General features: G+C 38.7%; 31 protein-coding genes and 1 tRNA gene. 30 read left to right on the top strand and 2 right to left on the bottom strand.

What is annotated here, in order from left to right:
- Window positions 1–95: 95 nt before the first annotated feature.
- From VRHSUH10_RS06685 to VRHSUH10_RS06655, 7 genes are all read left to right on the top strand, one after another.
- Window positions 96–368 carry a helix-turn-helix domain-containing protein gene (locus VRHSUH10_RS06685; RefSeq protein ID WP_105089919.1) on the top strand — a complete coding sequence of 91 codons (273 nt, stop codon included), beginning with the start codon at window positions 96–98 and terminating at the stop codon, window positions 366–368.
- Window positions 369–442: 74 nt separating this feature from the next.
- Window positions 443–1,726 (top strand): adenylosuccinate synthase, encoded by a 1,284-nt coding sequence (locus VRHSUH10_RS06680; RefSeq protein WP_105089918.1) that lies wholly within the window; start codon window positions 443–445, stop codon window positions 1,724–1,726.
- Window positions 1,727–2,266: 540 nt separating this feature from the next.
- Window positions 2,267–2,611 carry a helix-turn-helix transcriptional regulator gene (locus VRHSUH10_RS06675; RefSeq protein ID WP_009352539.1) on the top strand — a complete coding sequence of 115 codons (345 nt, stop codon included), beginning with the start codon at window positions 2,267–2,269 and terminating at the stop codon, window positions 2,609–2,611.
- Window positions 2,612–2,613: 2 nt separating this feature from the next.
- On the top strand, window positions 2,614–4,029 hold the full coding sequence (gene dinB, locus VRHSUH10_RS06670) for a DNA polymerase IV (protein WP_105089917.1): 1,416 nt from the start codon (window positions 2,614–2,616) through the stop codon (window positions 4,027–4,029).
- A gap of 109 nt (window positions 4,030–4,138) precedes the next feature.
- Window positions 4,139–4,423, top strand: a complete 285-nt coding sequence (locus tag VRHSUH10_RS06665) for a hypothetical protein (RefSeq protein ID WP_105089916.1) — start codon at window positions 4,139–4,141, stop codon at window positions 4,421–4,423.
- A 136-nt stretch (window positions 4,424–4,559) separates the two neighbouring features.
- Window positions 4,560–5,828: a polysaccharide lyase family 1 protein gene (locus VRHSUH10_RS06660; protein ID WP_233187087.1), complete on the top strand. Its 1,269-nt coding sequence runs from the start codon at window positions 4,560–4,562 to the stop codon at window positions 5,826–5,828.
- 295 nt (window positions 5,829–6,123) lie between these two features.
- On the top strand, window positions 6,124–7,587 hold the full coding sequence (locus VRHSUH10_RS06655; protein WP_105089915.1) for a catalase: 1,464 nt from the start codon (window positions 6,124–6,126) through the stop codon (window positions 7,585–7,587).
- Between the two features lie 116 nt (window positions 7,588–7,703).
- On the opposite strand, the gene VRHSUH10_RS06650 is transcribed toward VRHSUH10_RS06655, so the two are convergent.
- The gene (locus VRHSUH10_RS06650) at window positions 7,704–8,594 is read right to left on the bottom strand and encodes a hypothetical protein (protein WP_105089914.1); all 891 of its coding nucleotides are present in this window, start codon (window positions 8,592–8,594) and stop codon (window positions 7,704–7,706) included.
- Between the two features lie 186 nt (window positions 8,595–8,780).
- Here VRHSUH10_RS06650 and VRHSUH10_RS06645 point away from each other — a divergent pair, with 186 nt between their 5' ends.
- From VRHSUH10_RS06645 to VRHSUH10_RS06570, 16 genes are all read left to right on the top strand, one after another.
- Window positions 8,781–9,770 carry a 5'-nucleotidase, lipoprotein e(P4) family gene (locus tag VRHSUH10_RS06645; RefSeq protein ID WP_105089913.1) on the top strand — a complete coding sequence of 330 codons (990 nt, stop codon included), beginning with the start codon at window positions 8,781–8,783 and terminating at the stop codon, window positions 9,768–9,770.
- Between the two features lie 48 nt (window positions 9,771–9,818).
- Window positions 9,819–9,895: transfer RNA gene (locus VRHSUH10_RS06640), tRNA-Arg, on the top strand.
- Window positions 9,896–10,115: 220 nt separating this feature from the next.
- The gene (locus VRHSUH10_RS06635) at window positions 10,116–11,846 is read left to right on the top strand and encodes a YadA-like family protein (protein WP_105089912.1); all 1,731 of its coding nucleotides are present in this window, start codon (window positions 10,116–10,118) and stop codon (window positions 11,844–11,846) included.
- 235 nt (window positions 11,847–12,081) lie between these two features.
- Entirely contained in the window at window positions 12,082–12,912 is an 831-nt protein-coding gene (locus tag VRHSUH10_RS06630; protein WP_105089911.1) for a DUF6630 family protein, read from the top strand.
- 122 nt (window positions 12,913–13,034) lie between these two features.
- Window positions 13,035–13,850, top strand: coding sequence for a DUF2262 domain-containing protein (locus tag VRHSUH10_RS06625; protein ID WP_105089910.1), 816 nt, complete (start codon window positions 13,035–13,037; stop codon window positions 13,848–13,850).
- A gap of 20 nt (window positions 13,851–13,870) precedes the next feature.
- Window positions 13,871–14,302 carry a hypothetical protein gene (locus VRHSUH10_RS06620; RefSeq protein ID WP_105089909.1) on the top strand — a complete coding sequence of 144 codons (432 nt, stop codon included), beginning with the start codon at window positions 13,871–13,873 and terminating at the stop codon, window positions 14,300–14,302.
- Between the two features lie 116 nt (window positions 14,303–14,418).
- A complete protein-coding gene (locus tag VRHSUH10_RS06615) occupies window positions 14,419–15,054 on the top strand; it encodes a hypothetical protein (protein ID WP_233187086.1) in 636 nt (211 codons plus the stop codon).
- A 26-nt stretch (window positions 15,055–15,080) separates the two neighbouring features.
- On the top strand, window positions 15,081–15,887 hold the full coding sequence (locus tag VRHSUH10_RS06610; protein WP_105089907.1) for a hypothetical protein: 807 nt from the start codon (window positions 15,081–15,083) through the stop codon (window positions 15,885–15,887).
- A 78-nt stretch (window positions 15,888–15,965) separates the two neighbouring features.
- A complete protein-coding gene (locus VRHSUH10_RS06605) occupies window positions 15,966–16,562 on the top strand; it encodes a hypothetical protein (protein ID WP_105089906.1) in 597 nt (198 codons plus the stop codon).
- A gap of 1 nt (window position 16,563) precedes the next feature.
- Window positions 16,564–17,106 (top strand): hypothetical protein, encoded by a 543-nt coding sequence (locus VRHSUH10_RS06600; RefSeq protein ID WP_105089905.1) that lies wholly within the window; start codon window positions 16,564–16,566, stop codon window positions 17,104–17,106.
- A gap of 31 nt (window positions 17,107–17,137) precedes the next feature.
- Window positions 17,138–17,644 (top strand): YfbM family protein, encoded by a 507-nt coding sequence (locus VRHSUH10_RS06595; protein WP_105089904.1) that lies wholly within the window; start codon window positions 17,138–17,140, stop codon window positions 17,642–17,644.
- Window positions 17,645–17,721: 77 nt separating this feature from the next.
- On the top strand, window positions 17,722–18,486 hold the full coding sequence (locus VRHSUH10_RS06590) for a hypothetical protein (RefSeq protein WP_105089903.1): 765 nt from the start codon (window positions 17,722–17,724) through the stop codon (window positions 18,484–18,486).
- Between the two features lie 57 nt (window positions 18,487–18,543).
- The gene (locus tag VRHSUH10_RS06585; RefSeq protein ID WP_105089902.1) at window positions 18,544–18,837 is read left to right on the top strand and encodes a DUF2695 domain-containing protein; all 294 of its coding nucleotides are present in this window, start codon (window positions 18,544–18,546) and stop codon (window positions 18,835–18,837) included.
- Window positions 18,838–18,947: 110 nt separating this feature from the next.
- Complete coding sequence (locus tag VRHSUH10_RS06580; RefSeq protein WP_105089901.1) at window positions 18,948–19,445, top strand: ECF transporter S component; 498 nt, start codon at window positions 18,948–18,950, stop codon at window positions 19,443–19,445.
- Window positions 19,446–19,507: 62 nt separating this feature from the next.
- Window positions 19,508–19,789 carry a type II toxin-antitoxin system Phd/YefM family antitoxin gene (locus tag VRHSUH10_RS06575; RefSeq protein WP_105089900.1) on the top strand — a complete coding sequence of 94 codons (282 nt, stop codon included), beginning with the start codon at window positions 19,508–19,510 and terminating at the stop codon, window positions 19,787–19,789.
- A gap of 2 nt (window positions 19,790–19,791) precedes the next feature.
- A complete protein-coding gene (locus VRHSUH10_RS06570; protein WP_105089899.1) occupies window positions 19,792–20,118 on the top strand; it encodes a type II toxin-antitoxin system RelE/ParE family toxin in 327 nt (108 codons plus the stop codon).
- Window positions 20,119–20,231: 113 nt separating this feature from the next.
- Here the strand turns inward: VRHSUH10_RS06570 and VRHSUH10_RS06565 are convergent, their stop codons facing one another.
- The gene (locus VRHSUH10_RS06565; RefSeq protein ID WP_105089898.1) at window positions 20,232–20,612 is read right to left on the bottom strand and encodes a carboxymuconolactone decarboxylase family protein; all 381 of its coding nucleotides are present in this window, start codon (window positions 20,610–20,612) and stop codon (window positions 20,232–20,234) included.
- A 66-nt stretch (window positions 20,613–20,678) separates the two neighbouring features.
- Between VRHSUH10_RS06565 and VRHSUH10_RS06560 the strand changes: the two genes are divergently transcribed.
- The 7 genes from VRHSUH10_RS06560 to VRHSUH10_RS06530 all read left to right on the top strand — a co-directional run bounded on the left by VRHSUH10_RS06560 (window position 20,679) and on the right by VRHSUH10_RS06530 (window position 25,933).
- On the top strand, window positions 20,679–21,041 hold the full coding sequence (locus tag VRHSUH10_RS06560) for a MerR family transcriptional regulator (RefSeq protein ID WP_105089897.1): 363 nt from the start codon (window positions 20,679–20,681) through the stop codon (window positions 21,039–21,041).
- Window positions 21,042–21,166: 125 nt separating this feature from the next.
- Complete coding sequence (locus VRHSUH10_RS06555; protein ID WP_005385054.1) at window positions 21,167–21,511, top strand: zinc ribbon domain-containing protein YjdM; 345 nt, start codon at window positions 21,167–21,169, stop codon at window positions 21,509–21,511.
- A gap of 96 nt (window positions 21,512–21,607) precedes the next feature.
- Complete coding sequence (locus VRHSUH10_RS06550; protein ID WP_105089896.1) at window positions 21,608–22,003, top strand: hypothetical protein; 396 nt, start codon at window positions 21,608–21,610, stop codon at window positions 22,001–22,003.
- Between the two features lie 10 nt (window positions 22,004–22,013).
- Window positions 22,014–22,532, top strand: a complete 519-nt coding sequence (locus VRHSUH10_RS06545) for a phosphatidylglycerophosphatase A (RefSeq protein ID WP_105089895.1) — start codon at window positions 22,014–22,016, stop codon at window positions 22,530–22,532.
- 94 nt (window positions 22,533–22,626) lie between these two features.
- Entirely contained in the window at window positions 22,627–23,166 is a 540-nt protein-coding gene (locus tag VRHSUH10_RS06540; RefSeq protein ID WP_105089894.1) for a cysteine hydrolase family protein, read from the top strand.
- 243 nt (window positions 23,167–23,409) lie between these two features.
- Complete coding sequence (locus VRHSUH10_RS06535) at window positions 23,410–24,033, top strand: superoxide dismutase (protein ID WP_105089893.1); 624 nt, start codon at window positions 23,410–23,412, stop codon at window positions 24,031–24,033.
- A gap of 322 nt (window positions 24,034–24,355) precedes the next feature.
- The gene (locus VRHSUH10_RS06530; RefSeq protein ID WP_105089892.1) at window positions 24,356–25,933 is read left to right on the top strand and encodes a DUF438 domain-containing protein; all 1,578 of its coding nucleotides are present in this window, start codon (window positions 24,356–24,358) and stop codon (window positions 25,931–25,933) included.
- The last annotated feature ends 7 nt before the right edge of the window (window positions 25,934–25,940 follow it).

Genomic DNA, 25,940 nt, shown 5'->3' with positions numbered 1-25,940 from the left:
GATACGTTTTCTGTTGTTTTTTATGAAAACACCGAAAAGTGCTATTGAATTAGCTATAAAATATAAGAACGATTATATCGAGAGGTATACATAATATGGAAACGTTAGATCAATATTTAGAGAACCAATTAAAAAATCCGAAGTTTAAAAAAGAGTGGGATGCGTTAGATGATGAGTATCAAATCATTCAGAATATAGTTGAGGCGCGCGTAGCTGCTCATATGACACAAATGCAGTTATCTGAATTAACAGGTATTACACAGTCAGATATTAGTAAGATTGAAAATGGTAATGGTAATCCGTCTTTAAAAACATTACAGAAAATTGCTCACGCCTTTGGGAAGAAACTAAAGATTGAATTTGTATAAATACTTTCACAGAGTCCGAACATTGTTGTATAATGTTAGTGAATTATTTAGACTTTCACATGGAGGATATAGATATGGCAACAAGTATGGTTATCGGCACTCAATGGGGTGACGAGGGTAAAGGTAAAATCGTTGACTGGATCGCGGAACGTGCAGACGTTGTAGTGCGCAGTCAAGGTGGTAATAATGCAGGTCATACTGTTGTGGTAGATGACAAAGCATTTGCTCTTCGCCTTTTACCAAGCGGCATTTTGTACGATAACAAGCAAAATATCGTGGGTACTGGTGTTGTAATCGACCCTAAAGTATTGTTACAAGAAATTGAAGGCCTTGAAAAACAAGGTAAATCTGCAAAATCCCTTCATATTTCTGACCGTGCGCATGTTATCATGCCATATCATATCGCTTTAGATAATGCAGAGGAAGCATCTAAAGGTGATGCTAAAATCGGTACTACTAAAAACGGTATCGGTCCTTGCTATGCTGATAAAATCAATCGTATCGGCATCCGTATCTGCGACTTGTATGATCTTGAAACATTCAAACAAAAATTAGCATACAATGTAGAATTCAAAAACAAAATGCTTACTAAGGTGTATGATGCTGAACCTGTTAACTATGATGAAATCTTAGCGGATTACATCAAATATGCTGAAGCATTGAAACCATATGTAACAGATACTAACATCGCTGTTCTTAAAGCGGTTAAAGAGGACAAAAAGGTATTGTTCGAAGGCGCTCAAGCTACTATGCTTGACCTTGACCATGGTACATATCCATTCGTAACATCCTCTCATCCAATCGCTGGTGGTGCTTCCACAGGCGCTGGTATTGGTCCAAACTACTTGAAAAATATCTTCGGCGTTGTAAAAGCGTATGCAACACGCGTAGGTGCAGGTCCATTCCCTACAGAGCTTCTTGATGAAACTGGCAATAACCTTCGTGAACTTGGTCATGAGTTCGGTACTGTAACTGGTCGTCCTCGTCGTTGCGGTTGGTTAGACCTTATGGTTGTAAAATATGCTGCTGGTCTTAACAGTTTGGATTACCTCGCTATTACACGTTTGGATATCCTTGATTCCTTCAAAGAATTGAAAATCTGCGTAGGTTATAAATTGAATGGTAAAGATGTAGAAGGTTTCCCAGCTAACTTGAAAGATCTTGAAGCATGCGAAGCTGTTTACGAAACATTGCCAGGTTGGGAAACAGATATCTCTGGTATCCGCAAATACGAAGATCTTCCTGAAAATGCTCGCAAATATGTAGAACGCATTGCAGAAGTAACAGGTGTACCTTTGGGAATCGTATCCGTAGGTCCTAACCGTAACCAAACAATCGATTTAGTAAACGTATTCTAAGCTATACCAATTTGATATAATAGGATTGCTCTAGGGTAGACTGGAATTTATCATTATAAATTCTATGGTTTTTCTACTATGCAATCGATTTATAGAATTATACAGATAAGGCCCCTTCATGAGGGGTCTTTTGTATTGAAAGTCATTAGAACACAAAATCGGTATAGTTTATATCTAATCCTTTCGATTGCTAATATAGTGCGGTATATCGAAGTATGCTATATGGTTATTAGAAAATCGCTATATCGAAAATTCTATAGAAAATAATTGTGCAAAATCATTATATATACATTTTTATGTATAACTAAATAAATCTATGAGATGAAAATTTATTTAAAATATTCATAGCAAATAGCCTATAGTGTGCTGAAATTTGTTTATAATGTGGTAAAATTTACTCATATATAATTATTTGGTATTCATAATAAATTATTAAGATACAAATATAAAGAAAAAAATAGATTTACATTAAGAAATAGTATATAATAGTATCAATAAGTAGATTGACATTTTTTGATACGGATTTGAGGAGTTAAAGATATGGTTGAAGTTTCTTATGAACGTTTAGCGACGATTTTTAAGGCATTAAGCGATGAAACAAGATTACACATCATCGACATGTTGTCTTGCAATGAATTATGTGCAGCTGATATTTTAGCTAGCTTCAATTTATCCCAATCTACGTTGAGCTACCATATGAAAATCTTAATTGATGCAGGTGTAGTTAACTCTCAACGTAATGGCTTATGGACACGTTACTCCATTAACGAAGCTACATTTGGCGACATTCTAGAAATCATCCCTCAATTATATAAATCTAAGGATGAGTGCATTTGTGCGCAAATTAAATACTGCCGTATTTCTGAGCACGAAAAAGAAGCGTAACAATGAGACGATGGATTATGCATGTTGATATGGATGCATTCTTCGCGTCCATCGAACAACTGGATCATCCAGAATATAAAGGCCACCCCGTAATCGTGGGTGGTCTTTCTTCACGTGGTGTTGTTGCTACCTGCTCCTATGAGGCTCGTAAATTCGGTGTTCACTCTGCCATGCCGATTTCAAGGGCCAAGAAATTATGTCCTGATGGTATCTATGTCTATCCGCGCATGGATCGCTACAAAGAGGTATCACATCAGATTTTTTCTATTATGAAAGAATTCACTCCTTACATTGAGCCATTATCTATCGATGAAGCCTTTCTTGAGGTGAGTGGCATGTCTACCATGTATAGTGGCCCTAAAGCGTTAGGGCGTGCCATCAAAGACCGTGTGTATGAGAAGACAGGGCTCATCATCTCAGCGGGATTAGCACCTAATAAATTTTTAGCTAAATTAGCCTCTGATTTAGACAAACCAGATGGCCTTGTAGTCATTCCTTATGGTCGTGAAAAGGATATTTTAGCTCCATTGCCTATTAAACGGATTTGGGGTGTTGGTCCTCATACGGAAAAACGGCTGAAAGCAGGCGGCTTTCACTTGATGCGTCATATTCAAGCCTTGCCGGATGAACGGAGTCTCATTCCTATTGTGGGCAATCAGGCGCGACGCATATGGGAACTGGCGAATGGTATTGACGAACGGCCTGTGGAAACAGATCGTAAAATACAATCCATCGGAGCCGAAGAAACCTATGAAGAGGACCTCGTCGATGGCAGTGCCATTGAACTTGAGTTTAGATACTTTGCGAATCGTCTATCAAAGCGGTTACGGAAACGCAACCTTTTGGGACACACCGTATCAATTAAGGTGCGCTATGATGACTTCACTACCGTATCACGGCAAAAACGATTAGATTCACCGTCAGACCATGAGCATGTGTTTTTTGAAACAGCACTGCTCTTGTGGAACAAGCTCATGCAAGATAAGACGAGCAAACAACCTAAAGGTAGTCGTTCTAGCTATGTTGGGACTAACTATAGTAGTTCTAAGGGGATTACCTTTATGGATCCTCCTGGCCCTATACGTTTGTTAGGTCTTACCGTAAGTGGTCTTGATGAAGAGGTACCGATGCAAGATAGCCTCTTTGAGTCTCCCCGGAATGAAAATGAAAATAAGCTGGCTGGTGTACTAGACTCCTTAGAATCTAAGTTCGGTGAGACTGCAGTTATGAGCGGTGCTCTATGGCAGCGCTTTCACGGAGAAAATGGGGCGCGTAGAAAGAGAACAGAACTTAAGGCCGCAGTAGATGCACAATCTACTAAAGAGGATGTGGATTCTAGTAAAACGAATGAGACATCTGATAACATGAAAGTAGGTCTTGAAGACGATGAGGTAGGGGATACTAACGAGGATGTATAATTCTTTACAATAGACTCATAAAGTTTATATTGAATACTTTCGCTAATATAAATGTTCATGTTACAATATGTGTATAGTGTTTAGAAATTACCGCAAGAGAGGTATAGATATGAGTTTATTTCGTGTAGCCATCCATTATGGCATCAACAGCAATGGCTTCTTGTCCTATGATACAGAAGCAAAAACAGTATCCGTAGAGTTACCTGAACAAGAATGGGCAGATAAGGTTATCGCTTACTTGAACGATGAACATGCTATCGAACATGCTACAGGTCTTGATACCTATGAACGTTTACATGTAAAACCATTAGAGTCTTTAGACAATTTAAAATTGGCTTTAACACGCATGTGGGAAGCTATCGACGTACAAGTCGACTGGAGCCGCCCAGCGTAATTAAAATGATACCCCTTCATAGGCCTATTGGCACTAAGAAGGGGTTCTCTTATTGTTGCTATGAGATAATGCTATTGTTATGAGATGATGGCGGCATAGCATACTGTAATGTATCAGAAACTAAGGAACTCGATGTATGAAAAAGATAATGATATCCCTTGGATTGCTCATTGTGTTAATCGCTGGATTAATGATGACCTTTTCGCGAGGTTCAGCTGAAAGTCCTACCTTTATGCGTGAAGCATTACCGAAACAAGATGGATTTGCTTCTGTAGGCAATGGGACTACTGGTGGTGCTAATGCTACAGAGCAGAATGTGTTTAAAGTAACAAATAAAAAAGAATTTGTATCAGCTCTTAAGGATAGAAAAAACACTACACCTAAGATTGTACTAGTCTATGGAACTATAGATTTTGATACCGATGATAATGGTAAACCATTGACTATGAAAGACTACATGGTCGATGGCTACGACTTTCAACAATATTTAGAAACTCATAAGCCGCAAAGCACAGCGCCTAAGAGTTTAAAAGATGAGCAAGAAGCAAAGCGTAAGGCATCACAAAAGAATCAAAGTAAGTCTATTACTGTTCATGTACCGTCTAATACAAGCATCATTGGCATGGACAATGCGAAATTAAAGGGTGTAAATTTGGTTCTTGATTCAGATAATGTAATCATACGAAATATACAGTTTGAATCTCCTTATGATTATTTTCCTGCTTGGGATCCTAAGGATGGACCAGAGGGCAATTGGAATTCTCAATATGACAGTCTTTCTATAAAAGGTGGTACGCATATTTGGATTGATCATTGCTCGTTCCAAGATGGATCTGAAACGGTAGAAACATACTTTGGTCGTAAGTATGAGCATAGGGATGGATTACTTGATATTACCAATGAAGCGGACTATATAACCATATCCTATTCAATATTTGCAAACCATAATAAGACTATGTTGATAGGTAATAGTGATTCAAACGTAGCAGATGAAGGAAAATTACATGTAACCTTGCATCATAACTATTTCCATAATGTAGTGCAACGCATGCCTAGAGTACGGTATGGACAGGTGCATATGTATAACAATTACTTTGCGTCAGATACTACCAATGGTGAATATGTTTATGCTTACTCCCTAGGCGTTGGAAAGAACTCTCAAATCTATGCTGAAAGCAATGTGGCGGACATAACAGGTAAAGACTATACATCATTTGTGAAAGTCTTTGGAGGAAAACAACTTACTACAGTTAATAATATGTTTAACGGACAAATCATTGATACATTTAATGATATGTTAACACCTGTAGACTGGAAACCTGAACTGTTTACTAAAATAGATCCAGTAAATGAAGTAAAAGAAAATGTATTACGTGATGCGGGGGCAAATACAATTCATAGATGATATATTTTAGTTATATGTCTAGATGGCATATGTAAGTGTTTACGCCTAATAACGATGAAGACAGCCTATAGGATTGATTTCCTATAGGCTTTTCTCATGTACTGTTTCTATATGAGAGCATGTATACAAGATTTTGTATTGCATAATCGCCATTTATATGTTACGATTTAATCGTAATAACAAATAATGATTATTAATTGTTAATAGTTATTGTTTTTATGTAATAATATAATTCATACGATTTTTAAGGTCGCATATTATTACTTATTTTTTATTCTAAGTAGGAGTTTGTAACATGAGTGATGAAAAGAAACTAACAACCGCCTTTGGCGCTCCCGTACCAGATAATCGCAACTCTGCTACAGCAGGTAAACGTGGTCCTGTATTGATGCAAGATGTTTGGCTCATGGAGAAATTAGCTCATTTTGAGCGCGAAGTGATTCCTGAACGCCGCATGCATGCTAAAGGATCCGGTGCATTTGGTACTTTCACAGTAACCAATGACATTACAAAATATACAAAAGCAAAACTGTTCTCTGAAGTAGGTAAACAAACGCCGTTATTCGTACGTTTCTCCACAGTGGCAGGCGAACGTGGCGCGGCCGATGCAGAACGCGACATTCGTGGCTTTGCCGTAAAATTCTATACGGAAGAAGGGAACTGGGACCTCGTAGGTAACAATACACCTGTATTCTTTATTCGCGATCCATTGCAATTCCCTGATTTGAACCGTGCTGTAAAACGTAATCCGAAAACAAATCTTCGCGATGCGACAGCAAACTGGGATTTTTGGACTAGCTTGCCAGAGGCTATGCACCAAGTAACAATTGTTATGAGTGACCGTGGTATTCCTAAATCTTACCGTACAATGCATGGTTTTGGCAGTCATACATACAGCCTTATCAACGAAAACGATGAGCGTGTATGGGTTAAATTCCATTGGGTTTGCCAACAGCCGATTGAAAATCTTTCCGACGCTGAGGCGGCTAATGTGATAGCTAGTGACCGTGAAAGCCACCAACGTGACCTCTTTGAGGCTATTGAAAGAGGCGATTTTCCTAAATGGAAATTATGCATCCAAGTGATGACGGAAGAACAAGCTAACAATATGCCATACAATCCATTTGATTTAACAAAAGTATGGTATCATGACGAATTCCCATTGATTGAAGTTGGTGTGATGGAACTTAACCGCAACCCAGAAAATTATTTCCAAGATGTAGAACAAGCTGCATTTGCTCCAACAACTATCATTCCAGGCATATCTTTCTCTCCTGATAGAATGCTTCAAGGTCGTTTGTTCTCTTATGCCGATGCGCAACGCTATCGTCTAGGGGCAAATTATTATCAAATCCCTGTTAATGCCGCTAAATGCCCTGTAAATATCTACCATCGTGATGGACAAGGCCGTGTAGATGGTAACCATGGCTCTACTATTGGCTATGCACCAAATAGCTTTGGCGAATGGGCTGAACAACCACAATTCAAAAACCCTGGCCTAGACGTATCTGGTGCAGCATACCAATACGACTTCTACGAAGACGACTCTGACTTCTACACACAACCAGGCAAATTGTTCCGTCTCATGACCCCAGAAAAACAACAAATCCTGTTTGAAAATACAGCTGCCGCTATGGATGGCGTACCTGATTTCATCAAAGAGCGCCATGCAAAACATTGCTACCAATGTGATCCAGCGTATGGTGAAGGCGTAGCTAAAGCCTTGGGCATGAACATCGATTTCAGCGATGTAAAATAAACTAATAAATCTCTAAAACTTATAAATCCCTTACAAAACTCTCTTAAACTAAGACGAAGCCCCACCTTGCTATGTAGCTCATAGTAAGGTGGGGCTTTTGTCATGAGGGAGTATATTTAACTATTACTAATCAATTTTTTATTTGTTAGGTCCTGATACATAAGCTTAGCGATTTCATACTGTGGATCACCGGCTTGTAATTGGTGGGATGGTAGTTTAAATACAGCTTCAGCTCTTTCCTCTTTCTTGATATCGATACCCTTTACATCTTCAGAACGACTTATGGAAATGGTATGTGTTGTTGGATTTATGAAGTACGCATTTACATCGATGCTGAAAGCTTTGTTTTCGTCTTTTCTCATAATTACACGTAGTATCATAGCTGAAATAGCAGTAGTGCCATCTTTTTCACCTAATAGCTGTTTAGATGTGTAGTCTACATAATCTGCATAGACATAAATATCGCCAGGTTTAGCCTTGTCATAATCTTGCGTATAAGCCTCTACTAAACGCAAATCGAGTTGTCTGCCGAATGGTCTAGAGAACATTTCACTTTGTAATACGCGTGTTTCGCTTACAGGTGGATAGGACGGTATGGGTGTTAAACCTTTTAGCATATCTGTGCGTGTTTCGTCTTTTCTTTTAGCCTGACGTTCTGCAGTGACCTTGTCTAAGCGTTTACGCTCTTTTAACATGGCCTTTTCTTGCTCTTCTTTAGTTTTGTAAGTTTTTACGGATACAACACGGTTACCAGACATAGTCACTGTTGAATAGACGGGCTTATCTTTGGTCGGTTTTCCCTTAGACGCATCAAGCGTAGATTGAACTATGGCTGGAGTTGCGCTTTCAATAGATTTTTTTAACTCTGGAATATTAGAATAATCCATCTCAACCACTGCAGTATCTGTACTTTCACTTGGATGTACTGGTGCAGCCCCATACGCAGATGATATAGCCAATATAGCTAATAGTGAACTGGTAATAATCGATCGTTTACATACTTTCATTACATATACCTCTTTTGAATAAGAACTCTCTAATACTATTAACAGCTGTATTATAGCATAGTTCTTGTGTAAATCGATTAAAATACACAGATAGACTATAAATCTATAGAGGACTTTCGTATAACTATGTAGAATTACATTGTGTATTGGATGTATACAGAGAGCACATGTGGATAGGAGGCAATTATGAAACGTAGTAGTTTGGCATGGTATGTAGCGGTGGCTTGCCTTGGTGGTAGCCTTTGCGTAGGTTCTGTAGTACAGGCGGATTCTCCGACGGCGGTGAAAGCAAATCCTGTAGTTCCTACAGTGATGGTAGCGCAGGTTCAATCAACTCAACCGACTAATAGTACAGCGGCTACGAATACGGTAGCTAATACGGTAGCTGCTAACAGTGAGCCCACAAAAGCTGCAGTAGTGCTAGATGAGCAGGCAGCACTGAAGCAAAAACAGCAGTACCAAGCCGAAACAGAAACAATGGGGCTCTTATGGATGCGCACCTCTGCAGAGTACAGAGCACTAGCGTATCAAGGGTACAATGTGGCGCTAAATCTTGTTAAGATGGCCGTTACTGATCCATCTCATCAAAGAAAACCTCTTGCTATCGTTCTTGATGCTGATGAAACAGTAGTGGATAATACTAAACTGATGGGTGAAAGCGTTGCTAATGGCAATGGTCGCTTCGATGCTCCTTGGTGGCGTCAAGCGGTACATCAAGGCAAATCGCAAGCCATGCCTGGTGCTGTTGAGTTCCTAAATGAAGTACATAAACAAGGTGTTGAAATATTCTACGTTTCAAACCGATATGCACCTGTTAACTATGATGCAACAGTACAAAACTTCAAAGAACTAGGATTCCCATCCGTCGATAAAGAACATGTACTACTATTCGAAAAAGACTCTGATAAACAACCTCGTTTTGATGCCATTACTAAGAAGTACGGCATAATTTTGTTTATGGGTGATAATGCCGGTGACTTCCCAATTGGTACAAAAGGTAAGATCTTAGCTGAAAGAAATGCTATCATCGATGAACATAAAGAAGACTTTGGTACTACCTTTGTTGTATTCCCAAATCCTGCCTATGGATCTTGGGTCAGTGCATTAGCAAAAGGCTACCAAAACCTTAGCCCAGAAGAACAAAAACAAGTGAATAACCAATACCTACAACAATAAGGACGCCTTGCGTATACTTTATTAAAAACGATATAATAAAGTATACATGCGTCTATAGCTCAGTAGGATAGAGCAGCAGTTTCCTAAACTGCGTGTCACTGGTTCGATTCCGGTTAGGCGCACCAGTATAGAAAAGAAGGTATACAGCTTTTATTAGCTGTAGGCCTTCTTTTTTGCATTATCTTGCATTTCTTATGAGCTAGAATTATAATATTAGAGTAATATTCATATTTTATTCATGTTAAATCATGGATAGTGCATAGAGAAGTGGATTCAGGTTTCATCAGATAACTTTGAATCTTTTTTTGTGTTATTGTTTTTGTTGTCTTAAAAGGGGTACAACCTATGAAAAAAGAATTGCTTTTAACGGCTATGATTACCGCCAGTATTACTACAACAGCGTTTGCCGCATCTAATTTAGATATTAGCGCTGCAACTGCTGCGCCATTAAATATGCAAAATTCTATTGCCTATGGTGGGGATAATAAAGTTGAGCAGGATATGTTCTCCCCTGTAAAAAATATATTGCTTGGTGGAGACAAGAATACAGTTCGATCTTCCGCTAATGATACAATCACCTCTGGTACTAATAATACTGTATCTGGTCCAGGCAGTATCGTATCAGGTTGGTATAATAAAAACTCTGCTACTCACAGCTTGGTAGTAGGTACTAGCAATACTGTTGGCGGTACTAATAATATCGCAGGTGGTTTTAACCATATTAATAATGACAATGCAATTAACTCTTTATTAATTGGTAACCGTAATAGTATTGATGGTCAGAACTCTGTGGCTTTGGGCATGAATAACACCATTAAAGGCAATAATGCTTTGGTAGGTGGTACTGGTGCCAAGGTTCAAGGTAATAATGCTATTGCCTTTGGTGATAGTGCGAAAGCAACATACAACGATGCGTATGCCATTGGTCGTAAAGCGGAAGCGACTGCTCAAAATACTGTTGCCATCGGTAACAATGCAAAAGCCAATAACGATATGGGTACAGCGATTGGTTATAATGCAAAAGCAAAAAATGATTATGCTACAGCAGTAGGTTATAGTTCCATAGGTTCTGGTAATCAATCTTCTGCATTTGGTTTTAATGCAGAAGCAACGGCTATGAATACAACTGCAGTTGGCTCCTATGCGAATGCTAGCGGTGCGTACTCCACAGCGTTAGGCTTTAAAACTGTGGCTTCTAATGAAGACTCTGTGGCATTGGGTAATTATTCTACTAGTGCTGGTAAAAGTGCCTTTGCTGCTGGCACTTTAGCGAATGCAGCAGAAAAGGACTCTTTAGCAATCGGTCATAGCGCAACTACAACAAAGGAAAATGGTATTGCTATTGGTACGAATGCGATGGCTGCCACAGACAATAGCATTGCATTAGGTGCTAAGTCTGTTACTGCTACTGCTGTATCTACTAACTCTGGTGTTATCGGCGGCAGAACCTATAACTTTGCTGGTGGAAATGCGGTTGGTACATTGAGCATTGGTGATAGTGGTGCAGAACGTACGATTACAAATGTAGCGGCAGGCCGTGTATCTGCGACATCTACTGATGCAGTTAATGGCTCCCAACTACATGCTATTAAAGACGTGGTAGATAATCATGAAAACCGTATCACTACTATAGAAGGCGATATTAATACATTAAATAATCGTATTATTAATGGCGGTGCTAATAGCTTAAATGAAGCTAAATCTTACACTGATCAACAAGTATCTAGCGTAGCGGCGGCTTCTGCAGCACTCGCTGGCTTGCATCCATTAGATTTCGATAAACATGACAAATGGTCCTACTCTGTTGGCTTTGGCAACTATAAAAATGCTAATGCAGCGGCGTTAGGTGCATTCTATCGTCCTAATAAAAACACCATGTTTAATGCTGCTACTACCGTTGGTAACGGCCGTAATTCTATTAGCTTAGGTGCCAATTTTAAATTTGGTAAAAGCTCTGAAGAGGTAACTACTGAAGACGCTACACAACTCAAAAAAGATATGAAAGACCTATCTGAAAAATATAATGAGTTAGAACGAAAATATAATGAATTAGCAGCTAAATTAGAATCTAAATAAATAATGTAATCAATACTCCTACAAGGTATATCTTGTGGGAGTATTTTTTTATCCTATTAAATATGAAAGTACAGTACCTTTATGATAAGTATTTCATTTAAATATAAAAGTGCCGTGCTTTTATTATAAGTATTCCTTAATAATGATATAATTAAGATACATATTCAGTTACATGTTTAGTTACATAGTCAGTTAAATATTATATGTAAGCAACAGTATATGGGGGAGAGTGTATATGAGTTTTTACAATTGGATCCAAGAAAAACTATTTGATGAATACGAAGAATGGCGCTTGAAGAGCCCTGGTTCTAATGGAAACGGTTTTAATATAGTCGGAATAGATAATACCTTAAAGGCTATGCATGATGGATTTTATATGTACATGGAGCTTTACCCACCTCATGCCATCGATGGATGTACAGCCATGAAAGCACGTGTAGGTAAAACGCAGGATGCAGTAGATTTATTCATAGATATAGATGGCAAGACCTATCGTATGGCTGATGTAAGTTATCCTGACGCAGTGAAGATGATGCGGGCTTTTATGAAAAAACGCAGAGTACCTGATTGTAGTTTGTGTGTAGAAGCAGCGTATCTAGATATCGATCAGATGAAACTGACATTTACAGAGTTAGCAACGTTGTTGCTAGGCGATGCTAAACAAGCTAGATCGTTTATGACCAAGGTTAAGTTGCGCTCCTTGGAAGAATTAGAAGATAGCTGGTGGAACCTCTATGAGAAACTAGACTCTAAAGGATATGCCGTAGAGTTAAGTCATAAATGTGAACTAGAGGATTTTATTTATTATGTACAGAAGTTAATACGTAATAAGTCTTTAAATACTAGCGAAAATCTAACGATTGACCCAGTAGCATTAGATGAAGATCAAGTTATTATGGACTGGTGTGCTGATCTTAACGCTACGTGGGACAACTATACGTTAGCAGGCATGGACATCGGAACCGATAGCTTTGTACTTATGGTGCTTTCAAATGAGGAATTCAAAACAGCCCAAGAACTAGCTAAAGAGCTATTACATAGAATCGATGTAGCAGAACGTCTGTGATAGGTAACAGAACATGTTAATGTTATAGAAGCAATTATACTATGGCATCATCTATAAAAGGATGTAGTTCTTAACTGTAAACAGTTTGCACTGTATAAATGTGATGAATAGGAGAGAGTTATATGAGTGTTGTACGTCTACCAGAATATGAAGCAGAGTTTGAAGCGGAAGAGTTTGAAATTTACGCATTGCCGCGCAGTGATGCAAATGGGGCTAGCCCTTATTTAGAGAAGTACCATAGACCACTGGTGTCTACCGATGCTATCCTAGATACTCGCACTGGCGTGCTTGACCGTAGCGAAGGCATTTTGACGTGGATTATAGAGGGTCTTGACGATAGATGGGGTTATTCTTTTGAGCCCCATGGGGTTTATAAATTATTAGTTAAGAAAGCAAAGCCTTTAGAGGATTTGGGCTATATGCGCCCTTCTTGGAATAATCGCTATTATGTACTTGAGGTGTTAGAGGAGCATGCTAAACATAGCGAATTAGAGGCGTTGTCGGCGTATTTGAAAACCCCTAAATACCTCCATACCGACAGGGGCGATTTCCTGCTAAATCGAGAGTATCAATACTATGGATTGAGAATTGATGATTATGCATTCACCCTTGATGTAGATGAGGGTTCTGATGAAAGCTGTACCGTGGCATTGGCTGCTTTCAATACAATCGAGAATTTCAAAGCATTTGAACAACGAATTAGTGCATATATTAGTGAAAAATTACTAGATCTTGCTAATGATTGGCTCGACAATGATGACCAGGACCCGATTACAGCTGACGTATTTGCTAAGCGTATTGCGATGGGCGAATTGGCATTCCGTAACGATGGCACCATAGAGGTATATTATGACGACGATGATATCTTCTGGGGGCACTGTATCATAGCTCATATTGATGCGGATAGGAATCCTACTGATGCAGATATTGCAGGATAATCAACTAATGGAGCGTCCTAATGAGAAAATCGGAATTAATGACATTATGGAATATTGAAAGCTGGACTGAAGAACCGTATGGCGTTTACTTTGTATCTCGACGATTGGGCACTAATCACTTAGAGAATGAAGCGCAAGCCTTTCAAAAAATCAATATTAGTTGTACTAGTTATACTGAGGCTGAGGTGCTTTCACTACCAATGTGGGAACAATTATTTGTTCAATTAGATAAATTAGACCAATTAGCACAGGAACTCATAGAACAGGAAATACCACAAGAAGAGTCTATTGTACTAACCTTAACGGATATAATGCTAGATAAATCAGGTTGTTACGATACATTTGCACTAGGCTATGATGTGGGAGAATCCCCAGCAGGACATTTGTATATATTAGTTAGTTTTGATGAGGACTTTACGGCTCAACAAGATGTGATTTACGAAACTTTATAGTGTTGTTTTACAATGGTAACACTGGTGGGGCAGTTTAGCTAAAGATATAAGTGATATATAGGAGAGAGAAGATGGAAAATCTGTATAAAGAATTAAAAAGTTTTTTTGCCAATGATATGGATCTAAATGATTTGTTTGATTCTGAAGCTATCATCTGGATTGACTGGCGCGAGGATGACGAGGATGTGGTTCGTTATTTCAATGATATGATGGATGAACCGATCGACATTCAAACTGTTAGTAATGGCAAGCCTTATGGTGTCGATATTGTGTTACAAAAGGGCGATAAAGAACTCTTAATTCCTTACGGTGATGAGAAAGATCGAGATGTAACTATCAAATACTTCAACGACTTCGTTCAGCCTGATTATGAGGTGCGTTGGTTTACTGAAAGCCTTGGAAACGATACGCTCGGGTTTACTGTGCTTTCAGGGGCAGAATGGGCCAAATTAAACGATGAATTTGGGGCAGATACAGTTCGTTACTATTTTGAACCTATCAATCTTGAAAGTAACATGTTTAATCTTGATATGGATGAAGTATTTGCACTACTGGCATTACGAGAAAATAGTGACGGAGTGAATACTGACTTTAGTGTACAGTTAGATTGGATTACAATCAAAAACAAAGAAAAAGCCTTAACTGAACAAAAAGAAAAGGGACAAATAGACTTAAAGCAATATATGGTCGCTAAAAAAGAACTGCAACAGATTAAGGATGAATTTATAGCGACTCACGGCGAGATGGAATAAGAGCTGTTGTCCTAAAGGAGACGTTTATGGCGATTGACGGAGTAAAGATCATAGATAGTGATGACGGTCATGATATTTATAATGCCATTGTTGAGCGATACAAGGATGGCGTCAGTGTTGATACAATCATTTCTGAAATTTTAGGTGAGGAACAAAATTTTTGTACTGATGAGTTTTACACAGAGATTTATTGGACAGCGGTGGCCTATTCGTTGTGGAAGATAGGACATCTATCAGCTGACATTAAACAGAAAGCCTTAGACATAATCGCTCATGGCCCTCATGAGTTTTGGCTAGAAATCGATAGTAAGGCCCTTAAACAGCGTCAAAAGGTATTGGATAAGTTAGCAGTACAGCTACAGAGCGAAAATCCGAAGCCTATTAAGGTTCGTAAATCTAAAACAAAAAGAGTACCTTATTTTAAGGTGGGCGACGTATTAGCTGTTAAATTTGAAAACGAGTATGGTGCTATTTTTGTTTCTGACGTGGATCAATCACCGCGGAAAATCGAATATCATTTAGCCTGTACACGGCTTTTACAAGAAGAAAAACCAACAATGGAAGAGTTTCTAAACAGCCAAATCGCATGCCGGAAAGATAATACAAATTTCGGTATCGATACAGATTGTTGGTTTAATCATAAGGACTTAGGTTTGTTACTGGATAATTTGGAAATTATCGGGACAGTTGAACTATATCCGTGTAAATTATGGAAACTAGCACCAGCGGGAACGCTTGAGGATATCTATGAGGAGATTACAGATAATCCGCGGATTGGAAAATTACGTCTTATAGATACCTATGAACTGGTGAAAGAGGCTGTTCAGGAATAATCATCGATAAATGCACTGATCTATGGCGTACATATAAATGTGCAAATATAAAATTGTTACTATAAAGGTGTAAATTTAATGGATACTGTAACTAAAAAATACATAGAGACCGTACAAGTCAGTGATATACCGTGGCACCGGTTAACCACAACCTACGGCCGTGCTACAGACTTTCCTACAGAGCTTGATGTGTTGTGGAACATGGAAAGCATGGAAGCTGTTGATGCGGCTGGTGAGGCGTTAGCACAGAATATTGAGCATCAATCGACGTTGTGGCATGCTACACCATTCGCTATGGTTTTCTTGCTTCGTATTTTTAAGAAAGCTCAGGAAGAGAGAGCTCGTAATGAAGTAGCTCAGTATTTAGCAGAACAATTGGTTGAGTTGTTTACTGTGATTGCTGAGTGCATTCGAGATGGTCTTATGCTAGAGCATGCAGATCCATTGCCGAACTTTGAAGATATGCTCAACGAAGAATATCTTTGGTCGGAAGAATATGATGAAGACGAAGATGTTCTTAGATATGAGGAAGAGGACGTATTCCCTGATGATTTATTCTTTAGCTTTTATTATTACTCCTTGCAAGTGCTTTTATTCGCGATTCCGCTATTAGATACATCTGATGAAGGAGAGGCTAAATTGCTAGGATTAATTTCTGCTAATAGGAGCGTGTAAGATGGGTTATTTAGATATGTTGCGAAATGATGCCAAGTTAGCTGAAGACTTTGATACACTATTTGATTTTCGCTTACTAGATGCGCTAGAGGAACGCGATACCGCTGAAGGTCGCTGCACATTCTCTGTGCCGGGTATGGCATTCGCTGTAGATGGCGCTGGCGGTGAATATCATCTATTGGAGGACGAATCTATTGGTTATTGGAGTAGCGAGGGTGCTGCTGGTCGTTTAGCTGAAAGTATGGACGATTTATTTCACTTAATCGTATTTAGTATTTGTTGGCATGATTACTGTGACTCAAGTAAGTATTCTGATGCGGCAGTACTTGAAGAATATGGTCAGAATAAGCAGTCTTATATTATCTCTTATTCGCCAATGGAACTTTGGGAACCTATTGTGAAAGCTTTACATATGCCAATAGACATGAAACTTTCACTTGTATTACAGAAATTCTATGACGCGGCGCATCGTGAACCTGTATATACCTGCTATTTCCATGAAGATGATGGAACTATTACAGAATCGGAAAATTTATTTTTCTAATGGTTAGAAGAGTTTATGAAAGGATTTAATTATGGGACTAATTGCCAATTATAGCTGTTTAAGCGATGTAAATTTAAAAGAGCTTAAATCCATGGGCTCAGAAGAAGAGGAAATTCTTGAAAGTGTTGAAGAGTGGAATGACGACGATGAGTTATTGCTTGATATCGACAAGATGTGGGATGTGCTCCATTTCGTGCTTACCGGCGTAAGCACTGACCATAAGGATGATAATAACCCTCTTAGCCAAGCTGTGCTTGGCATAACAGCTGTTGAAGAACTATCGGATTACTTAGCGTATACTGAACACGATAAGTTAGCAGATATCGTGGCGGCTCTAGAGCGGTTTGATATGGAAGAGGCTCTTGAATCCTTTGATATGGCAGCCTGCAAAGAGGCAGAGTTATATCCAAATATTTGGGATTATGATGAGGAAGAGGAAGAAATCAGAGATGAACTTCTTCATGATTTCGAGCAGATGAAGGTATTCTATAAAAAAGTGCTAGAAGCGAAGGGGCATGTGCTTGTATCAATTTGTTAGGCCCGTTATAATCTGTTGGACATGGCTCTGGTTATAGATAAACTAATTATAGGACTGACAAAGATGAGGAATTGTAAATGGCAGTGTTAACAGAAAAGCAAATTAAATATGGCTTTGACTACTATCATAAGGATGAGAAACAACTAAAATCTGTAGTTGAGGTTTCTGAATATGATGGTGAAGACAAGCTGATGATTAATTGTACACAGCTAGATGAAGACTATTCTGCTAAAGATAAGAAACGCATTTTACAGGAGTGGTGTACTTTTTTAGTTGAACATCCAGATATCTTTACAGAGCTCATGTTTTGTACAAGAATGCCACAGGAGTTATTTGATGCGGTGTGTGCCCAAAGGAGACTCAAAAAATTACATATAAAATGGGGCGTTTATCCAGATATTTCAAAATTAGAGAACTTACAAGAACTAGAATACCTACATATTGGGTCCGGAAGAAGTGTATTAAGATTAGAGCCTATTTCAAGATTAGTAAATTTAGTAGCGCTGTCGATTGAAAACTTTCAACAAATTGATGATTATGCGCCATTAGCTAATCTAAAACATCTTGAAAGTCTTGCCTTAGAAGGTGACTTCGCCGCTCCTAAAATTCTTAAGGTTCAATCCTTAGAATTTCTACGCCATATGAAACAGTTGCGCTTTTTCAGCTTTTTAACGGCAAAGGTGATAGATAAAGACTACTCTCCCATTTTAGAACTCAATAATTTAGAACATCTTACGTTAAAATCTTGTAAAGAGGTTAAGCAGTTGTACCCTCAATTAATTAAACTACCAAAGTTGAAGTATGGCACTGTATTAGAACGACCGGAATTATATGAGAAATAAGGCTTGAGATATAAGTCATGAGCTATAACTTATAATACATAAAAGGGAGTAATCATAATGGATAAAGCGCGTAAAAAGGAATTATTGAAAGACTATAAAGCTAAAGAAAAACAGAATTTTAAAGATAGTTTACCTATGGACGAAGAGTTGTTTTGGAATCTCTTTGACTATGTAGACGAGAAATTAGAAACAAATGACGGTTGCGATCATAGTCTGACTTTCACAAGAGAGTTTTTAGAAAAACAAAAGGTAGATGTTGAAAGCGTACTAGACTGGATTATCAACGAAGGTGGCGGTTGTGATTGCGAGGTTCTCTACAATGTAGAGGAACGTTTTGAAGAGTACTGTTAATAGTATTTTTTATAGTTAATTCTATGTATTTGCAGGTGTTACCATAAAGGTATATAGTATAGGCATGTGAGGATATAATCACATGTTTATTTCTTTATAAGGAGGACGCTATGCAACACGTTCAAAACCGCAGTACTACGTCCGCGTTAGTACTCACAGCCGTATTGATTGCCCTCGCAACATTGTTTACCATGTACACGAAAATCCCAGTACCTGGCATTCGCGGCTATTTCAATGTAGGAGATGTCGTTATTATGACGTCAGCTCTATTATTAGGTCGAAAATATGGCGCCTATATTGGTGCTATCGGCCCAGCGTTAGCTGATCTATTCCTCGGCTACGCAGTCTTTGTACCAATCACTCTCGTGGTGAAAGGCATTGAAGGCTATCTTGTCGGTACTGTCTATAACAATAAGACGACTACCTCTGCCTTGGTGGCAACCATTGTAGGTGGCATTATCATCGTAGCAGGCTACTTTATTGCCGAATACTTTGTATTCGATCCAGGCGTAGCTATTGCTAGTATTGTGACCAATACCATTCAAGCCATTATGAGCGTTATTATTAGCATGATTCTCTATGCGATTTTGCGTAAACGATTGGGGTAGGATTAGTGATTCACAATTCATATACAAATTATGATATAATTTGTATATGAGGAGGTGCTTTTATGGGGTTATTACGTGAAAGTATCCGACCATCGTCGGATTTAAGAAATAAATATAATGAAATCTCTACCGTTTTAAAAACAGGGGATGAAGCTTGTATTATGACGGTAAATGGTCGTGGTGATACGGTATGTATGGGATATGAAACCTATAATAAATTGAAAGCACAGATAGAATTATTAGAGGCTATTGCCTTGGCAGAGGAAGATGAACGAAAAGGTAGAATGGGTCCTATTGAGGATACTTTTATCAGCATAGAACAGTTGTTAGCTGAGGCGGAATAGTTATGGAAGACACTGCTTATCGTATCATTATTATGGCACAGGCTGATCAGGCATTGCATCATATTGTTCTGCATGTAAAGCAATCTTTTTCCAATGAAATTGCCAAGTCTGTTTATCAAGAGATTAAGGATAGAATTCTTTTATTAGCGGATAATCCTTATATGGGCATGATTCCAAGACATACTGTTTTACGTAATAAAAACTATCGTATGTTGATTATTAATAAAAATATTATTCTATATCGTGTCTTTGATGATGAAAAAGAAGTGCGCATATATAATATATTTAGTCAACGGCAAGATTATTTACAACTTCTACAAGGACTGTAGATGTTTAGTTGATTTGGTATAGATGAATAAAGGGAGACTCCGTTGTGAGTCTCCCTTTTGTAGTTATTTATATACTGATATGAATTATTAGATTTTTTATTGCAGCTCATTCTTTAATTCAGGATATTCCGTTCTTCAAAGACCGCTTTCACTGTAAACAGTGCGTTCAGCACGCGTGGAAATCCCGCATAGGGGATGCAGTGGGTGCAGACCTCTACGATTTGCTCGGGCGCGATACCGACGTTGAGTGCCGCGTTGGTATGTACTTTCAGCTGAGCCTCGCAACCGCCCAGCGTTAATAGGGACGCGAGCGTAATCAGTTCCCGTTCCTTGAAATTCAGGTTGGGGCGCGTGTAGATGTCGCCGAACAGTTCGACCAATAAATCAGCGATGGCTGGTGAAATCTCTTGAATTGTGTTATACACCTCCTCCCCGTGCAGTCCGTCAATTTGTTTCAATGTGTTCATACCGATGTTAAAACGTGTTTCTTTCATAATTATTACCCCCGTCTAGACGTATGATATATGCTCGAGTATACTTGAGGTCAAGGTGGTGAAAGTATGAAAATCGGTGAATTTTCAAAATTGGTAGGATTGTCCATTTCTACATTGCGATATTACGAGGATCAAGGGTTCCTTCACATCGAGCGAAAGAACGGCATTCGCAATTACCATGCAGAGGACGTGGGCTTTGTGCAGTTTATTAAACGCTTGAAAGACATGGGAATGCCGCTTGCTAATATCAAGCGATATGCGGACTTAAGGTACGCCGGAGCTCATACAGCCCGTGAAAGAATGAAACTGTTGCAAGAACACTATCGGTTTATTGACGCCGAAATCAAACGATTGGAAGGCTATAAGAATAATTTAGAAGATAAATTGAAGTTGTATGAAACTTTAGTAGAGAAAAATGAGACTAAGTAGTTTTGTATTGTAGATATTTATAGCTATTGTATCAATATGAAGCTAGCAGTCATCAAATCAATTGGAGCTCGACTTCTAAGGTATGGTATAATACTTTCATTATGTAGTGAGAAAAGGAGATCTAAATGGCAAATTTACCTAACTGCCCTAAGTGTGGCGACGAGTACACATATGAAGATGGTCATATGTTTATCTGTCCTATGTGCGGACATGAATGGACAGCGGCTGATGCACAAGCTGCAGCTGAAGCAGGTATCATTCGCGATGCTAACGGCAACGAGCTAGCTGATGGCGATACAGTTGTTGTTGTCAAAGACCTCAAAGTAAAAGGCGCTGGCGTATTGAAACAAGGTACACGCGTTAAAAACATTCGCCTCATCACTGATGCGAGCGATGGCCACGATATCGATTGTAAAATCGATGGTTTCGGTGCGATGGCATTGAAATCTGAAATGGTTAAGAAAATCTAATTTAAGAAATCCCTATCGATACGTTCGGTAGGGATTTTTTCGTGGTATAATCAACGTATACTGCGTGTAGTGGAAAGTACTTGGGGGAGAAAAACTATGTTTAAAAGGGTTGTATTATTAGCTGTATTGGCGTCTATGATGGGGAATATTAGCTCTTTAGCGGCAGATTTAAAGCCCACAGATAAGCGTACCTATGAATTACAGCAACAAATTTCTTATAATGTAGTCATTCCTAGTGAGGCTTTCAAGACGAGTGCCGATGGCACCTTGATTGTTCCTCTAGAAATTAAAACAGATGATAAAGGGAATATTGTAGCCGTTGAAGCGGGGCCTAATAATTGGAAATTAGACCGCGATGCGTATCCTATCTTTGAAGAGGCTGCAAAAGAGGCCGCTTGGCATACAAAGCATGTGGATACTGATGAAGCATTAGTTGTGACAATTCCCGTTAGTATTGTAATCGTATCAGGTGAACACCCTCATAAAAAATAAAGGAGCGGTTATGGAATCTACAAAGGATTTAGAGAAATATACTTACGATCTTCTGGCGGAACGTGGCGTTACGTTAGAGGATATTGCAGAGCTCGTTTTATATGTTCAAAAACCATATATGCCTAATCTAACAATTGAAGAATGCCGTGAACATGTGGCTTCTGTCCTTTCAAAACGAGAGGTACATAATGCAATTATTACGGGCATTGAGCTAGACAAGTTGACGGAACAAAATAAATTATCTCAGCCCTTGCAAGGTATTGTAGAAAATGATGAAAGCCTCTATGGTATCGACGAAATCTTAGCCTTTTCCATCGTTAATTTATACGGTTCCATAGGGTTTACGAACTATGGCTATCTAGATAAGGTTAAGCCTGGCATCATTAAAAAGTTAGATAGCAAGGCTGGTGGTCATTGTAATACATTCCTCGATGATTTAGTGGGGGCCGTGGCAGCTGCGGCAGCAGGAAAACTAGCTCATAATGAGCCACACCGCGTACGTCATGCCTTAGCTGAGGAAAAAGCATAAATTTTTGTCGTTGATGTTATTAAAAATTAAGAGTATAACTAGTAGTGAAATGAATAATTAATGTATTCTATGTAGACTATATACAGGAGGAACTATGCAAAAGGTTCTAGTTGTTATCGATATGCAAAAAGATTTCGTAGATGGCGCCCTTGGTTCAGCGCAAGCGCAGTTAATCGTAGATAATGTGCGCAACAAAATTGAGAACTTTGACGGGCCTATCATATTTACACGCGATACGCATGATACTAATTATCTTGAAAGCCAAGAGGGCAAGTTCTTACCTGTCACACATTGCGTGAAGAATACAGAAGGTTGGCATATTGTGCCGGGCTTAATTGAGGCTGCAGAAGGGCGTCCTATCATGAGCCCTGTATCCTTTATAGACAAGCCAAACTTTGGATCCTTTGAGCTATTATCTCGTTTGGAAGGCATGAATTCGGTAAATCCTATTGAGTCTATTACACTCGTTGGTTTATGTACAGACATTTGCGTCGTTTCTAATGCGATTATACTGAAAGCTGGCTTGCCAGAAATTCCTGTTTACGTAGACTCTAGCTGCTGTGCAGGTGTGACAGAAGAATCCCACCAAGCAGCATTAACAACAATGAAAATGTGCCAATGTATTGTTGAGTAGTTATTGTGTTATAGCTATATTAGAGTGCTTTACATTGATTAATAAACATAAAGGCTATAGGAAATCCTATAGCCTTTTTCTATGGGAAAATATATTGACGATTTTCTATATGCAATATACAATAAATAAAGAATGATAATTTATATCAATTAAAATAATACCGATGCAGGTGCATCGAAATGCTTTCACAAGAACGATATAGTATTTACTATCGTTCGTGCCCTAAATTTAAGGAGGACTATTATGAAACTTTTCGAACTCGCACCATTACCATATGCTTATGATTATCTTGAGCCTGTTATCGACGCAGAAACAATGAAATTGCACCATGACAAGCACCATCAAGCGTATGTTAATAATTTGAACGCTGCTATCGCAAAATACCCTGATCTTGCATATGGCTGTGTAGACTGCATTCTCGGCGATATTGCTAATGTACCAGAGGATATCTGTCAAGCTGTTATCAACAATGGCGGTGGTCACAAGAACCACACTATGTTCTGGGACATCATGACAAAACCAGACACTTCCAAATTGCAAGGTCCTTTGAAAGCGGCTATCGACGCTGAACTTGGTGGTTATGATGCTTTTGTTGATAGATTCTCCGCTGCAGCAGCAACACGCTTCGGCTCTGGTTGGGCATGGCTTGTGGTAAACAAAGATGGCAAATTAGAAGTGACATCTACTGCTAACCAAGATAACCCTCTACTAGAAGGTAAAACAGCAATCCTTTGCTTAGACGTTTGGGAACATGCATATTACTTGCATTACCAAAACAGTCGCCCAGATTACATTAAGGAATTCTTCCGCGTTATTAATTGGGACAAAGTTTCTGAAAACTACGAAAAAGCATTGAAACATAACTAATAAATCTCTCAGAACTTTCATCTCTCTAAAAACTAGATATATATTTTTAATAGATAACGGATAGTTGGTTCAAAGCGTTCTAAATGATTAGATGACTTTGAATGCTTAGCTATCCGTTATTTTTATATGAAAATTCGATATTTTTGAAATATCTTTCAAAAGTATAGCCATGGATACAGATTTTCCAATCGATATCGTTTATCATAGAGACATAGGTTATTTTAGATAAACCTTTCAGAATGTAAATTGCCTTGTATACGAAGACGTATAGAGGGTTACTCACATAAGTAATACACAATATTTTTGACACGAGGGGATCAAAATGGAAAAGAAATTAGATTTGTCCAAATCTGTATATGATTTGGTAAAAGAATATCCTGAAGTAACAGAGATTATGAAAAGCTTAGGGTTCAGCGAAATCACTAATAAGGTGATGTTGAATTCTGTAGGTAAAATCATGACCATTCCTAAAGGGGCTAAAATGAAAGGCGTATCCATGATCGATATCGTGAACGCATTCATGAAAGCTGGCTTTACCTTGGAGGGTGAAATGCCAAACCTACATGGTGATGATGCATCTGCTAAGGATTCTCCTGCAGAGGCAGCTGCTACTCACACAGAGGCATCTAATGCTAATGACAATGTAGATGCTAATACTACTAAAAATACAGAAGCTAACGGAGAAGACACTGTTACAGATAGCGAACGTGTAGAACAATTGAAAGGCTTCTTGAAACGTTTGGGCACAGGCGAAGAGCTTGGTTCTGTCCGTGAAGATTTTGCAAGCCAATTCAAACATGTTGAGGCTAGCGAAATTATGAAAGCCGAACAAGGCCTTATGCGCGAAGGTACACCTTTAGAAGAGGTACAACAATTATGCGACCTTCACTCTGCATTGTTCCATGGTTCTACGATTCATGAACAAATGGAGTCTGAACATGCTAAGGTAGAGGCTGTCTTAGAAGCTCAAGAAAAGAGCAAGAGCGTAGTGACCTTGGTAGAAACTGTAGGTCATCCACTAAACCAATTAACAGAAGAAAATAAAGCTCTTGATGAGTTGATTGAGTCCATTCGTCCTAAAGTAGCTGATAAAACTGCAACTATTGATGATGTTAACACAGTGCGCCAAGTATCTGTTCATTATGCTAAAAAAGGCGACTTGTTATATCCTAAATTGAAAGTAGATTATGCAATCGGTGGTCCATCTATGGTTATGTGGACTGTTGATGGCGATATCCGCGACCAATTAGGGGACTTAGCAAAATCTAGTCAAAGTGTAGATGATTGGTATAGACGTTTTGATGAGCTTCTTACACGTGCTCAAGAAATGATCTACAAAGAACAAAATATCTTGTTCCCAATCTGTGCAGAAAACTTCAGTAAAGAAGAATGGTACCAAATCTACAAAGATACAGCACAATATGAAGATATCTTTGGCGTAAAACGCATTGCATGGTCAGAGGCTGATGCAGCATTAGCAACACAAACTACAAAACAAAGTGGTGATGACAATGCTATCGGTTTAATTGGTGGTACCTTAACTGTAGATCAACTCGATGCTATGCTCAATACAATGCCAATGGAAGTAACCTTCGTTGACCATGAAGACATCAACCGCTACTTCAACGATGGTGAAAAGGTATTTAAACGTCCTACTACAGCTATCGGTCGTGATGTGTACTCCTGCCATCCACCAAAGGTAGAACCGATTGTACGTGGTATCATCGACTCCTTCCGTAAAGGTGACCGCGATAATGTGGCAGTATGGCTTGAAAAACAAGGTCGTCCATTCTATGTAAACTACATGGCTGTACGCGATCAAAACAATAACTATATTGGTACATTAGAACTCGTACAAGATATGCAATTTGCAAAGGAACATTTCGCTAGAATTAAATAAAAACTAG

It is taken from the genome of Veillonella sp. T11011-6 (assembly GCF_002959755.1).
Taxonomy (GTDB): domain Bacteria; phylum Bacillota; class Negativicutes; order Veillonellales; family Veillonellaceae; genus Veillonella.
This window is presented reverse-complemented; position numbering and strand designations above follow the sequence as displayed.

What these genes read in the sequence shown, in the direction of transcription:
- VRHSUH10_RS06685 (WP_105089919.1), top strand. Translation starts at nt 96, where the DNA reads ATGGAAACGTTAGATCAATATTTAGAGAACCAATTAAAAAATCCGAAG.
- VRHSUH10_RS06600 (WP_105089905.1), top strand. Translation starts at nt 16,564, where the DNA reads ATGGGTTATTTAGATATGTTGCGAAATGATGCCAAGTTAGCTGAAGAC.
- VRHSUH10_RS06545 (WP_105089895.1), top strand. Translation starts at nt 22,014, where the DNA reads ATGGAATCTACAAAGGATTTAGAGAAATATACTTACGATCTTCTGGCG.
- VRHSUH10_RS06550 (WP_105089896.1), top strand. Translation starts at nt 21,608, where the DNA reads ATGTTTAAAAGGGTTGTATTATTAGCTGTATTGGCGTCTATGATGGGG.
- VRHSUH10_RS06555 (WP_005385054.1), top strand. Translation starts at nt 21,167, where the DNA reads ATGGCAAATTTACCTAACTGCCCTAAGTGTGGCGACGAGTACACATAT.
- VRHSUH10_RS06535 (WP_105089893.1), top strand. Translation starts at nt 23,410, where the DNA reads ATGAAACTTTTCGAACTCGCACCATTACCATATGCTTATGATTATCTT.
- VRHSUH10_RS06645 (WP_105089913.1), top strand. Translation starts at nt 8,781, where the DNA reads ATGAAACGTAGTAGTTTGGCATGGTATGTAGCGGTGGCTTGCCTTGGT.
- VRHSUH10_RS06680 (WP_105089918.1), top strand. Translation starts at nt 443, where the DNA reads ATGGCAACAAGTATGGTTATCGGCACTCAATGGGGTGACGAGGGTAAA.
- VRHSUH10_RS06595 (WP_105089904.1), top strand. Translation starts at nt 17,138, where the DNA reads ATGGGACTAATTGCCAATTATAGCTGTTTAAGCGATGTAAATTTAAAA.
- VRHSUH10_RS06675 (WP_009352539.1), top strand. Translation starts at nt 2,267, where the DNA reads ATGGTTGAAGTTTCTTATGAACGTTTAGCGACGATTTTTAAGGCATTA.
- VRHSUH10_RS06630 (WP_105089911.1), top strand. Translation starts at nt 12,082, where the DNA reads ATGAGTTTTTACAATTGGATCCAAGAAAAACTATTTGATGAATACGAA.
- VRHSUH10_RS06560 (WP_105089897.1), top strand. Translation starts at nt 20,679, where the DNA reads ATGAAAATCGGTGAATTTTCAAAATTGGTAGGATTGTCCATTTCTACA.
- VRHSUH10_RS06625 (WP_105089910.1), top strand. Translation starts at nt 13,035, where the DNA reads ATGAGTGTTGTACGTCTACCAGAATATGAAGCAGAGTTTGAAGCGGAA.
- VRHSUH10_RS06650 (WP_105089914.1), bottom strand. Translation starts at nt 8,594, where the DNA reads ATGAAAGTATGTAAACGATCGATTATTACCAGTTCACTATTAGCTATA.
- VRHSUH10_RS06580 (WP_105089901.1), top strand. Translation starts at nt 18,948, where the DNA reads ATGCAACACGTTCAAAACCGCAGTACTACGTCCGCGTTAGTACTCACA.
- VRHSUH10_RS06635 (WP_105089912.1), top strand. Translation starts at nt 10,116, where the DNA reads ATGAAAAAAGAATTGCTTTTAACGGCTATGATTACCGCCAGTATTACT.
- VRHSUH10_RS06540 (WP_105089894.1), top strand. Translation starts at nt 22,627, where the DNA reads ATGCAAAAGGTTCTAGTTGTTATCGATATGCAAAAAGATTTCGTAGAT.
- VRHSUH10_RS06590 (WP_105089903.1), top strand. Translation starts at nt 17,722, where the DNA reads ATGGCAGTGTTAACAGAAAAGCAAATTAAATATGGCTTTGACTACTAT.
- VRHSUH10_RS06575 (WP_105089900.1), top strand. Translation starts at nt 19,508, where the DNA reads ATGGGGTTATTACGTGAAAGTATCCGACCATCGTCGGATTTAAGAAAT.
- VRHSUH10_RS06615 (WP_233187086.1), top strand. Translation starts at nt 14,419, where the DNA reads ATGGATCTAAATGATTTGTTTGATTCTGAAGCTATCATCTGGATTGAC.
- VRHSUH10_RS06585 (WP_105089902.1), top strand. Translation starts at nt 18,544, where the DNA reads ATGGATAAAGCGCGTAAAAAGGAATTATTGAAAGACTATAAAGCTAAA.
- VRHSUH10_RS06655 (WP_105089915.1), top strand. Translation starts at nt 6,124, where the DNA reads ATGAGTGATGAAAAGAAACTAACAACCGCCTTTGGCGCTCCCGTACCA.
- VRHSUH10_RS06660 (WP_233187087.1), top strand. Translation starts at nt 4,560, where the DNA reads ATGAAAAAGATAATGATATCCCTTGGATTGCTCATTGTGTTAATCGCT.
- VRHSUH10_RS06570 (WP_105089899.1), top strand. Translation starts at nt 19,792, where the DNA reads ATGGAAGACACTGCTTATCGTATCATTATTATGGCACAGGCTGATCAG.
- VRHSUH10_RS06620 (WP_105089909.1), top strand. Translation starts at nt 13,871, where the DNA reads ATGAGAAAATCGGAATTAATGACATTATGGAATATTGAAAGCTGGACT.
- VRHSUH10_RS06565 (WP_105089898.1), bottom strand. Translation starts at nt 20,612, where the DNA reads ATGAAAGAAACACGTTTTAACATCGGTATGAACACATTGAAACAAATT.
- VRHSUH10_RS06530 (WP_105089892.1), top strand. Translation starts at nt 24,356, where the DNA reads ATGGAAAAGAAATTAGATTTGTCCAAATCTGTATATGATTTGGTAAAA.
- VRHSUH10_RS06605 (WP_105089906.1), top strand. Translation starts at nt 15,966, where the DNA reads ATGGATACTGTAACTAAAAAATACATAGAGACCGTACAAGTCAGTGAT.
- VRHSUH10_RS06665 (WP_105089916.1), top strand. Translation starts at nt 4,139, where the DNA reads ATGAGTTTATTTCGTGTAGCCATCCATTATGGCATCAACAGCAATGGC.
- dinB (WP_105089917.1), top strand. Translation starts at nt 2,614, where the DNA reads ATGAGACGATGGATTATGCATGTTGATATGGATGCATTCTTCGCGTCC.
- VRHSUH10_RS06610 (WP_105089907.1), top strand. Translation starts at nt 15,081, where the DNA reads ATGGCGATTGACGGAGTAAAGATCATAGATAGTGATGACGGTCATGAT.